Here is a 12,594-nt window from a genome sequence, read left to right as displayed (position 1 = left end):
TCAGCTCGATCTTGATTCGTTGTTGGCCGAGGTCACTGCCGCGCCTTCCGGCGGCCCGTTGGTCGTCGGCGACGAGCGGGTGCGCGACTTCCTGACCAAGTTCTCCCGCCGCCTCCTGCGCCCCGACGTGGCCCGCCGCCATCCCGAACTGGGCTCGCTCGGCTTCTTCCTGCGCAAGGGCGAGCTGGCCCGGGCCGTCTCCCGCCTCGGCGACGGGGTGGCCGGGCAGCGGCGCGCGCCCCGCGGCCTCGTGCTGCACTTCCCGCCGGCGAACGTGGACACGATCTTCGTGTACAGCTGGGCCCTCTCCGCCCTGGCCGGCAACCACAACGTCGTGCGGATCTCCAACCGCTCGGCGGGCGCGGCCGAGGCGGTGCTGGCCGCCCTGAACGACGTGCTCGCCGACGCCGACCCGGCGATCGCGCAGACGCAGCGGATGGTGACGTACGAGCGCGACGACACCCTGACGGCGGCCCTCAGCGCGGTGTGCGACCTGCGGGTCCTGTGGGGCGGGGACGCCTCGGTGACCGCCCTGCGCCGCCACCCGGTCCGGCCGCTCGCGCGCGAGCTCGCGTTCCCGGACCGCAGCTCGTTCGCCGCCATCTCGGTCGCCGGCTGGCGCTCGGCCACGGCGGCGCAGCGGCGGGCGGCGGTGGCCGGGTTCGCCAACGACCTGTACTGGTTCGACCAGGCGGCCTGCTCCTCGCCGCGGGCGCTGTTCTGGGTCGGATCTCATGAAGCGGTCGCGGATGCCCGCGCCGAGTTCACCGGCCTGATGGCCGAGGAGATCTCGCTGCGCGGCTGGACCGTCGAGCCGGCCATGGCGGTCGAGAAGTACGTGGCGACCTACGGCCTCGCCGCCGACGGGGCCGCCACCCGGGTCGCCTTCGCCGGCAACGCGCTCGCCGAGGTCGACCTGGCCTCCCTGGGCGAGCTGCAGCGCGGCTGGCTCGGCGCCGGCACCGTCTGCCACGTCACCGCCGGCTCGCTCGCCGAGCTGGCCCCCGCGATCCGGCGCAAGGACCAGACCCTGGCGCACTTCGGCTTCACCCTGACCGAGCTCGACGACTTCGTCACGCTCGTCGCCGGCCGCGGCCTCGACCGCATCGTCCCGTTCGGCCAGGCCCTGACCTTCGCCGGCGTCTGGGACGGCCTCGACCTGCTGCACGAGTTCACGCGCATCATCACGATCGCCTAGGGGGTACTACCCGTGTCTGTTTCCGTCGTCGTGCCCTGCTACCGCTCGGCGGGCATCCTGCCGAGGCTGGTCGAGCGGCTCAATGCGGTCCTGCCCGGGATCGACCCGATCCACGAGATCATCCTCGTCGTCGACAGCACCGACGCCACCTGGGACGCCGCCCGCGACCTGGCCGCCGAGCACCCCGCCGTGCAGGCGATCCGGATGGCCCGCAACTACGGCCAGCACAACGCCCTGATCGCCGGCATCCGCGCGGCCAACTGCGCCCGGATCATCACCATGGACGACGACCTGCAGCACCCGCCGGAGGAGCTGCCGAAGCTGGTCGCGGCGCTCACTGACGACTTGGACGTGGTGTACGCGGTGGCCGAGTCCGAGGAGCACGGCCCGCTGCGCAACCTGACCTCCTGGGGCGCCAAGAACCTGGTCATGGGCCGCACCATGGGCGTGCCGAACGCCGACGTCCTCGGCGCGCTGCGCATCTTCCGCACCTTCCTGCGCGCCGGCCTGGACCAGGTGAGCGGCCCGCACGTCTCGGTCGACATCGCCCTGTCCTGGACCACGACCCGCGTCGGCTCCGTCGTGGTCCGCATGGACCAGCGCACCGAGGGCCGCTCGGGCTTCACGCTGCGATCCCTGACCAAGCACGCCGTCAACATGATCCTCGGGTACTCGACCAAGCCCCTCCGCCTGGTGACGTACCTGGGCTTCCTGATCGGCGTGTGCGGGGTGCTGCTCACCATGCGCCTGATCTGGCTGTACTTCACGGGCGACACCAAGGTCGCCGGCTTCACCACGCTCGCGTCCCTGGTCACCATCTTCTCCTCGGCCCAGATGATCGGCATCGGCGTCCTGGGCGAGTACCTGGGCCGCGTCCACGCCCACGGCATGGGCCGCCCGACCTACGTCATCCGCGACCATGTCGGCCACGCCTCGGTGTACGAGATGAGCCTGTAGTTCCGGGGTTATCCACAGGCGGAGCTTGCTGCTTGTGGTCTTCCCCGGGCGGGGCGCAGCCTGGTTCGTGTGACACGGGGGCGTTTCACGGTTCTGGTTCTGACGGTCGCGCTGGTCCTGGTGCTCTCGGGCTCGGCGGCGCGGCATTGGAGTGCTGACGACGGCGGTGGCGGCAGCAGTTGCTCGGCCCGCCCACCACAGGGTTTGGGTAACGAGGTCCCGGTGCAGGACGGCCTGGCGGTGGCGGAGTCGGGCACCAGCCGGTTGGGGGCCTCGACCTTCAGCGTGGGCGCACTGGTGGCGAACCGGTCGCCGGCCTGGGCGGCTTACCGCACCTCGATGAGCGTCCGCCTGCTGGACGCCGGCGGCGGGGTGGTGGCGGACCTGCCGTCGTCCACGCTGCCGATGGTGTTGCCGGGGGCCGCCTTACCGGTGGGGGCGACGCTTGCGGTGCCACCGGAGCGGGTGTCATTGGTGGCGCGGGCGGAGGTCGTGCTGAGCACCACGCACTGGGTGGCGGTGGAGCCGGAAAACCGCCTGTTCCAACGCTTCGATGGGGCGCCGGAGTCCGATGGGGACTTCCTGCTGCCGGCGAATTTGGGGGAGGTGCGGTGCACGGGGCTGTCGGCTACGGGCGCAGCGCTGGTGTACCGCGACGCATCGGGCAGGGTCGTCGGCGGGGAGTTCGTGCCGTATTCGGGGGAGTACTGCGCCGGCTCGCACGCGGGCGAAATGCTGTCACCGCGGGATGTCCCGGAGACAGCCGACCCACCCCGCACCACAATGGCCGTCTACTGCGACGTCGGCGGCTGACTATCCTGCTGCGATGCGTCCCAGCCTGATCGCTGAGGCATCCCTGCCGGACATGGAGCACATCACGCACGTCGGCGGGGTCGGGTGGGTGGTCACCGAACCGTCCGCGCCGGCGGTGCGCATACTCGACAGCCGATTGCGGCTCAAGGCACTGGTCAACGTGCCGACCGGCGAGCAGCGGTTCCGAGTCAGCGCCGATGATCGCCATGTCGCCGTCTCCACCGGCGAAGAGTTGGCCGTCGTGGACTACCGGGGGCAGCTGTTGTGGCGAACGCCTTGGGAGCGTGGCGTCGCCGCGTCGCCGGGATGCCATCTCGATTCCACGGCGTGCTGTGGGTTCACCGGCCACCCGTGGACGAGCTCGTGGCGGTCGAGGCGGCGACCGGGCATGAGATCGCTCGCGTGAACCTGGAAACCACCAATGGCGAGGGCCTGTTCGTCAGCGACCCGGCCGGCGTGTAGACGGGGCTGCATGTCGCCATGGGCTACTCCTCGAGAAGTTGGCTGGTCCGGCTCGAATCCGGCCGGATCGCGCTGCGGCCGCTCGCCGGCGAGAGGCTCGTCGGTTTCACGCCATCGGGCGACCGGTACTTCGCGATGCCGCACGGATTCCTCACCGTCCGCGCGGTCGCCACCGATCAGGTCGTGGCCGCTCGGCACATCGACGACGTTCCGGGACCGGCGGCGCACACCGGACGGATGTGGCTGCTCGAGGCCGCCGCGGTCGTCTCCGACGAGCTGGTCGTCGTCGCGGTGAACCTCGATGACTTCGAGACCGACTTCGAGGAGCATCTGCTGTTGTCCGCGCGCTCGATGCGGTGCCGGTCCACAGTGGAGTACCCGGTTCCGATGACGCAGAACTCGATCTATCCCGCGGATGGCGCCGGCCGGTGGCTCACCCGCAGCCATGAGGAGCGCGTCGTGCGGCTCTGGCAGATCGCGGGTCCCCTCGACGACGAGGCGATGCCCGGTCAGGAGCGGCTCTTCTGACGCTAGGCGGGGGCGAAGGACTCGCCGTTGGTCATGATCGGCACGGTATGTGAGACGCCCGACTGGGAGGCCAGCCGTACGTCCTCCGCGAACCCGCGCTGAATCAGCTCCTGCCCGCTCACGCACCGCCGCACCGCCGCCGCCACGTTGCGCACGGCCGCGAGGGCAGCCAAGGACACCGCCGCCTCCACCGACAGCGGGGCGCCAAGCATCGACAGCCCGTCCAGTACCGCCGCCGCGCCTAAAAGATCTTCGACGCACGGGCGCAGCGTGCCGTCCGGCCACAGTTCGCCGGCCGCGATCACGCCCACCGGGCTTGTCGGCGTGCCGTGGCCGTGGGCGTGCAACCAGCGCGACACCGCCGGAGCGTTTCGCAAGCAGGCCGCCACCACAGGGACCCCGGTCGACGCGGCCGCCGAGCAGATTGTCGCGCCATTCGGGGAGGGCAGGACGAGCTCGTCCACAAGCGGGGCCGACTGCAAGGCCGCCGGGGACAGGCTCCACGGCTGCTCGGCGTTCGCCTGCCTACGGCCCACCGCTACCGCGGCGCCCAGGCGGTTGGCGTAGGCCGCCGCCTGGTCGCTCCACGGAAACGGGTGTACCCGAATGCCACGGCCCACCGCCACGTCGACCGCGGTCGAGAAGGACAGGACGTCGACCACGACCAGGACCGAGCAGACGCGCGCGAGTTCCGCCGCGCCCGCCGGGCCCCAGTCGAAGCGGGCGCCCGAGCCGGGCTGGCTGTAGACGCCCTCGGCCATGGGTCAGGATTCGGGGCTGTCGTCGTCCCGCGGTGCGTTGGGCACCTCAGGAGCATCGACCTTTTCAAAAACCGAAGCGAGCGAGGGCTCCGGCTCGCTCGGCGTGCGGTACGCCGGCGCCTCCGTCGACACCTCGCCGAAGAGCGACGGCAGCGTGCCCATCCAGGCCGAGCGCAGTTCGTCCAGCGCGATGGTGAACTGGCCCCGCACGTCCAGGGCGCGGCTGCGGCCGTCGACCGAGCCGATGGTCGTCACCGGCAGGCCGTGCTGGGCGCACAGCGCGGTGAACGCCTTCTCGTGGCCGCGCGGGACGGACACGAGGGCCCGGGCCGTCGACTCCGAGAACAGGGCCACGAACGGGTTCAGGCCCTCCGGCAGCGTGATGTTGGCGCCGCAGTCGTACCGCAGTGTCGCCTCCACCAGCGCCTGCGCGAGGCCGCCGTCGGAGAGGTCGTGGGAGCTCGACAGGTGGCCGCGCTCGCCGGCCTCGGTGAGGACGGAGGCGAGGATGCGCTCGCGGGTCAGGTTGACGCGCGGGGGCAGGCCGCCCAGGTGCTCGTGGGTGACCCAGGCCCACTCGGAGCCGGACAACTCTTCAGTGGTCTCGCCCAGCAGCATGATCAGGTCGCTGTCGCCGCCGAAGCCCATCGGGACGCGGCTGCCGACGTTGCCCATGATGCCCAGGACGCCCACGACCGGGGTGGGGTGGATGGCCTGGGAGCCGGTGGAGTTGTAGAAGGAGACGTTGCCGCCCGTCACCGGGATGCCGAGCTCCTGGCAGCCGTCGGCCAGGCCGCGCACGGCCTCGGCGAACTGCCACATGACCTGCGGGTCCTCCGGCGAGCCGAAGTTGAGGCAGTTGGTCACGGCCAGCGGGGTCGCGCCGGCGGCGGCCACGTTGCGATAGGCCTCGGCCAGGGCGAGTTTGGCTCCGTTGTACGGGTCCAGCCGCGCAAATCGCGCGTTGCCGTCGACGGACAGGGCGACGCCGAGGCCGGACTGCTCGTCGATGCGCACGACGCCGGCGTTCTCCGGCTGGGCGAGGATCGTGTTGCCCTGGACGTACCGGTCGTACTGCTCGGTCACCCAGCTCTTGTCGCACAGGTTGGGGCTGGCCGCGAGGCGCAGGAGGGTCTCGCGCAGCTCCACGCCGGTGCGCGGGCGGGGCAGCGTCTCGGCCCGGTCGGCCTGCAGCAGGATGAGGTCGGCCGGCTCGCGCATCGGGCGGGCGTAGACCGGGCCGTCGTCCACGAGGGAGCCCGGCGGCACGTCGACGACCGTCTCGCCGCGCCACTTGATGAGCAGGCGGCCGGTGTCGGTGACGGTGCCGATCGCGGTGGCGATCACGCCCCAGCGCTCGGCGACGTGCAGGACCTCGTCGAGCTTGGCCGGGTCGACGATGAGCAGCATGCGCTCCTGTGACTCGCTGGCCAGCACCTCCTGCGGGTCCATGGAGGCCTCGCGCAGCGGCACGGTGTTCAGGTCGATGTCCATGCCCGTGCCGGCGGAGGCGCTGGTCTCGGTGAGCGCGCAGGTCAGGCCCGCGCCGCCGAGGTCCTGCACGCCGACGATGAGGTCCCGCTCGTACAGCTCCAGGCAGCTCTCGATGAGCAGCTTCTCGATGAACGGGTCGCCGACCTGCACCGACGGGCGGCGGGCCGGGCCGTCGGCGTTGAAGGTGGCGCTGGCCAGCACGGACACGCCGCCGATGCCGTCGCGGCCGGTCTTCGCGCCGAGCAGCACGACGATGTTGCCGGGGCCGTGGGCCTCCTTGTTCTGCAGGCGGTTGACCGGCAGGATGCCCACGCAGAGCGCGTTGACCAGCGGGTTGCCCTGGTAGCAGGGGTCGAAGACGACCTCGCCGCCGATGTTGGGCAGGCCCAGGCAGTTGCCGTAGCCGCCGACGCCGGCGACGACGCCGGGCAGGACGCGCTTGGTGTCCTCGTGGTCGGCGGCGCCGAAGCGCAGCGGGTCCATCACCGCGACCGGGCGGGCGCCCATGGCCAGGATGTCCCGCACGATGCCGCCGACGCCGGTCGCGGCGCCCTGGTAGGGCTCGACGAAGCTCGGGTGGTTGTGCGACTCGACCTTGAAGGTGACCGCGATCTCGTCGGAGATGCGGATCACGCCCGCGTTCTCGCCGATGCCGGCCAGCATCAGATCGGACTTCGGCGCCTTTTCACTGAACTGCCGCAGGTGTACCTTGCTGCTCTTGTACGAGCAGTGCTCGCTCCACATGATCGAGTACATCGCCAGCTCCGAGGTCGTCGGGCGGCGGTTCAGGATCGCGCGGATCCGCTGGTACTCGTCCTCGCGCAGGCCCAGTTCCTCGTAGGGCTGCTCGTCGTCCGGAGTTTTGACAGCATGATCGACGGTGTCAAAGGCCTCGGCGGTCATACACGGGCTCCAAGGTGAGCGAGCACGGACGTGAAGATGCCCAGGCCGTCGATGGACGGACCGGTCAGCACCTCGACGGCGTGCTCCGGGTGGGGCATGATCCCGACGACGTTGCCGGCTGCGTTGCTGATGGCCGCGATGTCGTGCAGCGACCCGTTGGGGTTCCCGCGGATGTACCGCGCCACGACCCGGCCCTCGGCCTCGAGCTCGTCGAGCACCCGGGCGTCGGCCATGTAGCAGCCCTCGCCGTTCTTGACCGGGATCACGATCTCCTGGCGGGGCTGGAAGCCGACCGTCCAGGCCGTCGTGTTGTTCTCGATGCGCAGGCCCTGGTCGCGGTTGCGGAAGTGCAGGTGCTGGTTGCGGGTGAGCGCGCCCGGCAACAGGTGGGCCTCGCAGAGCACCTGGAAGCCGTTGCAGATGCCGAGCACGGGCAGCCCGTCGCCGGCGGCCTTCACGATCGAGTCCATGACCGCGGAGAACCGGGCGATGGCGCCGGCCCGCAGGTAGTCACCGTAGGAGAAGCCACCCGGCAGGATGACGGCGTCCACCCCGTAGAGGTCGGCGTCGGCGTGCCAGAGCGGGATGGCGGCCGCCCCGGCGAGGTGCACGGCCCGGGCGGCGTCGCGGTCGTCGAGCGAACCGGGGAACGTGACGACACCAATGCGCGCGGTCACTGCGCCTCGACCTCCACCGGCTCCGGCTCGGACTCCTCGACCCGGAGGTTGAAGTCCTCGATCACGGGGTTGGCGAGCAGCTTGTCGGCGATCTCGCGGGCCCGGTCGAGGTCCGCGGCGCCCGCGAACTCGATCTCGATGCGCTTGCCGATGCGCACGGAGGCGACATCGTCCACCCCGAGGCGCGGCAGCGCGTTCGCGACGGCCTGGCCCTGCGGGTCCAGGATCTCCGGTTTGAGCATGACGTCCACCACGACGCGGGCCACGGGGCACTCCTGACGTTGAGTCGGGCGCTCGAGGGCGAGCGACACGAGCCTACCGGGCGGGGCTCCGCCGCAGATCACCGCCCGTGTCACGGTTCGGTCGACCACGCGGCGAAGCCCGGAAGAACATCGCCCGACACGCATCTTACCGGGGTCCGGGAGAGCCCAAGATCGACGCTCAGAGGATGGGAGGCGGCACGTAGGCACCGGCCCCCGGGTTGGCCGCGACCACCGCCGCGATCTGCTCGACGATCGCGCTGACCTGCGCGGACGCGGCCCCGACGAACTCGGACGGGTTGCCCACGAGGGCCTGTACGTCCTCGTTGGACAGCCGCAGCCGCTCGTCCCCGGCCAGCCGGGTAAGGAGGTCGTTGTCCTGGATGCCCTTTTCGCGCATGGCGAGCGCCACGGCGACGGCGTGCTCCTTGATCGCTTCGTGAGCATCCTCACGGCCCACCCCGCGGCCGACCGCGGCCACCAGGACCCTCGTCGTGGCGAGGAAGGGCAGGTAGCGATCAAGCTCCCGGGCGACGACTGCGGGATAGGCCCCGAACTCGTCCAGTACCGTCAAAAACGTGGCAAACAGCCCATCGACCGCGAAGAACGCGTCGGGCAGGGCCACCCGCCGCACGACCGAGCACGACACGTCGCCCTCGTTCCACTGGTCACCGGCCAGCTCGCCGACCATCGACAGGTAGCCGCGGACGATCACGGCGAGGCCGTTGACCCGCTCGCAGGAGCGCGTGTTCATCTTGTGCGGCATCGCCGACGAGCCGACCTGGCCCGCCTTGAAGCCCTCGGTGACCAGCTCGTAGCCCGCCATGAGGCGGATCGTGGTGGCCAGGCTCGACGGGCCGGCGACGGCCTGGGCCAGGGCGGACACCACGTCGAGGTCCAGCGAGCGCGGGTACACCTGGCCGACGCTGGTCAGCACGTTGCGGAAGCCCAGGTGCGCGGCGACCTGGCGCTCGAGCTCGGCGACCTTGCCCGCGTCCCCGCCGAAGAGATCCAGCTGGTCGGCCGCGGTGCCGACCGGGCCCTTGATGCCACGCAGCGGATAGCGCTCGATCAGATTTTCCAGCCGGTGGTACGCGATGAGCAGCTCCTCGGCCGCGCTCGCGAACCGCTTGCCGAGCGTCGTGGCCTGGGCCGGGACGTTGTGCGAGCGGCCGACCATGACCAGCTCGCCGTACTGCTGGGCCCGCGCCGCCAGCCGCGCCAGCGTCGCCACCATCCGGTCCCGCACCAGCTCCAGCGAGCGCCGGATCTGCAGCTGCTCGACGTTCTCGGTCAGGTCCCGCGAGGTCATCCCCTTGTGGATGTGCTCGTGCCCGGCCAGCTCGGAGAACTCCTCGATGCGGGCCTTCACGTCGTGGCGGGTGACCCGCTCCCGCTCGGCGATGGAGACCAGGTCGACGTCGTCGAGGACCCGCTCGTACGCCTCGACGACGCCGTCCGGCACCGCCACACCGAGGTCCCGCTGCCCCTTGAGCACGGCGAGCCAGAGCCGGCGCTCGAGGCGGACCTTCTCCTCCGGCGACCAGATGTCGACCAGTTCGGGAGAGGCGTAGCGGGCGGCGAGCACATCGGGGATCCGAGCTTTAGTCACGCCGCCCATTCTGCCTAAGTGCGGGGTGGGTGATCGCGCTCGGGCAGGCCGTAGTGCATCGCGACGCGGTCGAGGTACCAAAGCTGCCCGGCAATGCCGACAACCAGCAAGACCAGCAGCAGCGGCAGCGGCAGGAGCCGGGCGAGGGGGAGCTCGTCGCGGGCGGCGAACTGCTGCATGGTGGTGAAGACCGCGTACAGCCCGTTCGGATACTGCCCGGTGCCGTTCACATAGGGCCACGCCGCGTCGATGCCCTGCACGAACCAGGTGGCGACGAAGGCCAGGCCGAACGCCGGCAGCCCCGGCCAGATCACCGACCACCACGAGGCCGGCCGCCCCTCCTGGTGCAGCACCTCGCGCCGCAGCGCCTGGCCGCGGAACAGCATGGCCAGCAGGATGAGGGCCGGAATGGTCACCCGCGAGGGCGGGACCAGCGCGAGGAAGGTGTTGAGCCGGCCGGCGGTCGCCCCGGCTGCATACTCGCGCAGCACCAGCGGCCCGATGCCGACGAACAAGAACAAGCCGAAGGGCAGCAAGAGCAGCTCGCTGTACTTCCCGAGCGGACGCAACCCGCTGATGCCGAACGCGGCCAGGGCGGCCACGGTGACCCCGATCAGCGCCGAGATCAGCGGCGGCACCCAGGTGTTGACGAACGTGGCCGGCAACCGGTCGGTGTCATCGGTGATGCGGCTCAGCCAGGGCCAGATCCCGATGAGGGTGATCAGCAGCACGATCGCCAGGCCGCCGGCGAGCGGGCCCCAGCCCCAGGTCCGGCCTTCCCGCGGTACCGACGAAACCTGAAAACGCAGGTTGGTGACGATGATCAGGACCGTCGCGGCCGCGCCGAGCAGCAGCAGTGGGACGAGCACGACCGAGGAGACGGCGGCGGCCCGGCCGAAGTCGAAGCGCACGAAGCCGTACTGGGTCGAGAGCAGGACCGGGGAGGCGTGCCGCTCGTCCGGCGGGACGTTCTGGAAGACCAGCGCGAACGCGAACTCCTGCAGGGCCACGCCGACCACGGCCAGCACGGCGAGCAGGCCGCCGAGAATCACCCCCGGCCACGGGCTGCGGCCGCTGCGGAAGGCGGCCAGGTAGAGCAGCGCGGCCGCGGCGGTGACGAAGCCGAACGTGCCGAGCCAGAACGCCGAGAGCTGGGAGTGGCCGTCGGCGAAGTGCGCGACGGCGATGCCGAACGGGGTGAACGCGACGAGCGGGAAGGTCAGCAGGCCGCGGGCGACCCACCGCCCCGCCTTGCCGGTGGTCTCGGCGGCCCAGGCGACGGCCGGCGCGACCAGGACCACGGCGAGGAGCGGGAGGAGGGCGAGGAGCAGGGTGTACCCGATGGCGCCACCGAGTCCGTGCTCGAAGGCGTCGCGGTAGTTGTCGAACCCGACGGATTCGCCCGCACCGCCGCCGTTGATCGCGCGGATGCCGCTGAGCTTGTTGAACGAGCTCTTGAAGGTCCAGAAGACGGGCTCGACGTACGAGGTGATGAGCAGCACCAGGGCGGGGAGCACCAGTACGAGGCCGACGACCACCTGCCAGGCGGGTCGGGGCGTGGCCGGGCGCAGCATCGTGGGCTGGACGGTCATGCGACCACGATATTGGCCCGCGCCACATTCAGCGCGACAAGATTGCCGTGACGCCCTGCCCGCCCGCCGCGCAGATCGAGATGAGCCCGCGCCCCTCGCCCCGCTCGGCCAGCAGTTTGGCGAGGGTGGCGACGATCCGCCCGCCGGTCGCGGCGAACGGGTGCCCGGCCGCCAGCGAGGAGCCGTTCACGTTGAGCTTGGCCCGGTCGATCACCCCGAGCGACTTCTCCCAGGCCTTCAGCGTGGCGAGGACCTGCGACGCGAACGCCTCGTGGATCTCGTAGTAGTCGAAGTCCTGCAGGGTGAGCCCGGCGCGCTCCAGCATTCGCGGCACCGCGTACGTCGGGGCCATGAGCAGGCCGTCCGCGCCGCTGACGAAGTCCACGGCGGCGGTTTCGGCCGTCTCGAAGTACGCCAGGATCGGCAGTTTCCTTGTCTTGGCCCATTCCTCCGAGGCCAGCAGCACCACCGCCGCGCCGTCGGTCAGGGGCGTGGAGTTGCCGGCGGTCATCGTGGCGTCCGGGCCCTTGCCGTAGACCGGCTTGAGCTTGGCGAGCTTCTCCAGCGACGTGTCCGGGCGCAGGTTCTGGTCGCGGGACAGGCCCAGGTACGGCGTGACCAGGTCGTCGAAGAACCCCCGCTCGTACGCGGCGGCGAGGTTGCGGTGCGAGGCCAGCGCCAGCTCGTCCTGCTCCTCGCGGCCGATCGCGAACTCGGCCGCGGTCAGCGCCGCGTGCTCGCCCATGGACAGCCCGGTGCGCGGCTCGGCGTTGCGCGGGATGTCGGGCCGCAGCTGGGTCGGGCGGAACTTGCTGACCGCGCGCAGCCGGGCCCCGAGCGAGCGGGACCGGTTGAGCTCCATCATGATCCGCCGGGCGTCCTCGTTCACGCCCAGCGGCGCGTCGGAGGTGGTGTCGACGCCGCCCGCGATGCCGGCCCCGATCTGGCCCAGGGCGATCTTGTTGGCCACCAGGGTGACCGCCTCCAGGCCGGTACCGCACGCCTGCTGCACGTCGTACGCCGGCGTCCGCGGGTCGAGCCGCGAGCCGAGCACGGATTCACGCGTCAGGTTGAAATCCCGGCTGTGCTTGAGCACCGCACCGGCGGCGACCTCGCCCAGCCGTTCACCCGCCAGGCCGAAACGGGCCACGAGTCCGTCTATGGCGGCGGTCAGCATGTCCTGGTTTGATGCAGTGGCGTATGCGCTGCCCGAGCGGGCGAAGGGGATGCGGTTGCCGCCGACGACCGCGACCCGGACAGGGGTTTGCGAGGGACGATTCGAGGGGGCCATCGAAGTCTCCTTCTCGACGGGGCAGGGCATCCTGGCGTTACCCTAC

11 protein-coding genes and 1 pseudogene are annotated in these 12,594 nt (G+C 71.1%); 5 read left to right on the top strand and 7 right to left on the bottom strand.

All coding sequences use genetic code 11. The features are described from left to right. The first annotated feature begins 22 nt into the window (after positions 1-22). From ACQPZ4_RS49625 to ACQPZ4_RS49605, 5 genes are all read left to right on the top strand, one after another. Complete coding sequence (locus ACQPZ4_RS49625; RefSeq protein ID WP_433053331.1) at positions 23-1,198, top strand: acyl-CoA reductase; 1,176 nt, start codon at positions 23-25, stop codon at positions 1,196-1,198. A gap of 12 nt (positions 1,199-1,210) precedes the next feature. Beyond that, entirely contained in the window at positions 1,211-2,155 is a 945-nt protein-coding gene (locus tag ACQPZ4_RS49620) for a glycosyltransferase family 2 protein (RefSeq protein ID WP_433053328.1), read from the top strand. Between the two features lie 69 nt (positions 2,156-2,224). Continuing rightward, positions 2,225-2,968, top strand: a complete 744-nt coding sequence (locus ACQPZ4_RS49615) for a hypothetical protein (RefSeq protein WP_433053325.1) — start codon at positions 2,225-2,227, stop codon at positions 2,966-2,968. A gap of 13 nt (positions 2,969-2,981) precedes the next feature. Beyond that, a complete protein-coding gene (locus ACQPZ4_RS49610; protein WP_433053322.1) occupies positions 2,982-3,374 on the top strand; it encodes a hypothetical protein in 393 nt (130 codons plus the stop codon). A gap of 74 nt (positions 3,375-3,448) precedes the next feature. Further along, a complete protein-coding gene (locus ACQPZ4_RS49605) occupies positions 3,449-3,958 on the top strand; it encodes a hypothetical protein (protein WP_433053319.1) in 510 nt (169 codons plus the stop codon). A 2-nt stretch (positions 3,959-3,960) separates the two neighbouring features. Here ACQPZ4_RS49605 and ACQPZ4_RS49600 read toward each other — a convergent pair whose 3' ends face one another. The 7 genes and pseudogenes from ACQPZ4_RS49600 to ACQPZ4_RS49570 all read right to left on the bottom strand — a co-directional run bounded on the left by ACQPZ4_RS49600 (position 3,961) and on the right by ACQPZ4_RS49570 (position 12,548). After that, the gene (locus ACQPZ4_RS49600) at positions 3,961-4,719 is read right to left on the bottom strand and encodes a 2-phosphosulfolactate phosphatase (protein WP_433053316.1); all 759 of its coding nucleotides are present in this window, start codon (positions 4,717-4,719) and stop codon (positions 3,961-3,963) included. 3 nt (positions 4,720-4,722) lie between these two features. Then, positions 4,723-7,098, bottom strand: a pseudogene (gene purL, locus ACQPZ4_RS49595) (phosphoribosylformylglycinamidine synthase subunit PurL); the annotation flags it as partial. 14 nt (positions 7,099-7,112) lie between these two features. After that, the gene (purQ, locus tag ACQPZ4_RS49590; RefSeq protein ID WP_433053313.1) at positions 7,113-7,793 is read right to left on the bottom strand and encodes a phosphoribosylformylglycinamidine synthase subunit PurQ; all 681 of its coding nucleotides are present in this window, start codon (positions 7,791-7,793) and stop codon (positions 7,113-7,115) included. Next, the gene (purS, locus tag ACQPZ4_RS49585; RefSeq protein WP_433053310.1) at positions 7,790-8,059 is read right to left on the bottom strand and encodes a phosphoribosylformylglycinamidine synthase subunit PurS; all 270 of its coding nucleotides are present in this window, start codon (positions 8,057-8,059) and stop codon (positions 7,790-7,792) included. Before purS ends, purQ begins: the two co-directional genes overlap by 4 nt. Positions 8,060-8,234: 175 nt before the next feature. Further along, a complete protein-coding gene (gene purB / locus ACQPZ4_RS49580; RefSeq protein ID WP_433053306.1) occupies positions 8,235-9,665 on the bottom strand; it encodes an adenylosuccinate lyase in 1,431 nt (476 codons plus the stop codon). Positions 9,666-9,679: 14 nt separating this feature from the next. Further along, entirely contained in the window at positions 9,680-11,257 is a 1,578-nt protein-coding gene (locus ACQPZ4_RS49575) for a hypothetical protein (RefSeq protein WP_433053303.1), read from the bottom strand. A gap of 28 nt (positions 11,258-11,285) precedes the next feature. Continuing rightward, a complete protein-coding gene (locus tag ACQPZ4_RS49570; RefSeq protein ID WP_433053300.1) occupies positions 11,286-12,548 on the bottom strand; it encodes an acetyl-CoA C-acetyltransferase in 1,263 nt (420 codons plus the stop codon). Positions 12,549-12,594: the final 46 nt, after the last annotated feature.

The organism is Dactylosporangium sp. CS-033363 (assembly GCF_050942475.1).
Taxonomy (GTDB): domain Bacteria; phylum Actinomycetota; class Actinomycetes; order Mycobacteriales; family Micromonosporaceae; genus Dactylosporangium.
The sequence above is the reverse complement of the archived record's forward strand: the minus strand, read 5'-3'. Positions and strand labels throughout refer to the sequence as shown.

Coding starts and splice junctions, on each gene's coding strand:
- ACQPZ4_RS49610 (WP_433053322.1), top strand. CDS start 2,982: ATGCGTCCCAGCCTGATCGCTGAGGCATCCCTGCCGGACATGGAGCAC.
- ACQPZ4_RS49605 (WP_433053319.1), top strand. CDS start 3,449: ATGGGCTACTCCTCGAGAAGTTGGCTGGTCCGGCTCGAATCCGGCCGG.
- ACQPZ4_RS49600 (WP_433053316.1), bottom strand. CDS start 4,719: ATGGCCGAGGGCGTCTACAGCCAGCCCGGCTCGGGCGCCCGCTTCGAC.
- ACQPZ4_RS49575 (WP_433053303.1), bottom strand. CDS start 11,257: ATGACCGTCCAGCCCACGATGCTGCGCCCGGCCACGCCCCGACCCGCC.
- ACQPZ4_RS49570 (WP_433053300.1), bottom strand. CDS start 12,548: ATGGCCCCCTCGAATCGTCCCTCGCAAACCCCTGTCCGGGTCGCGGTC.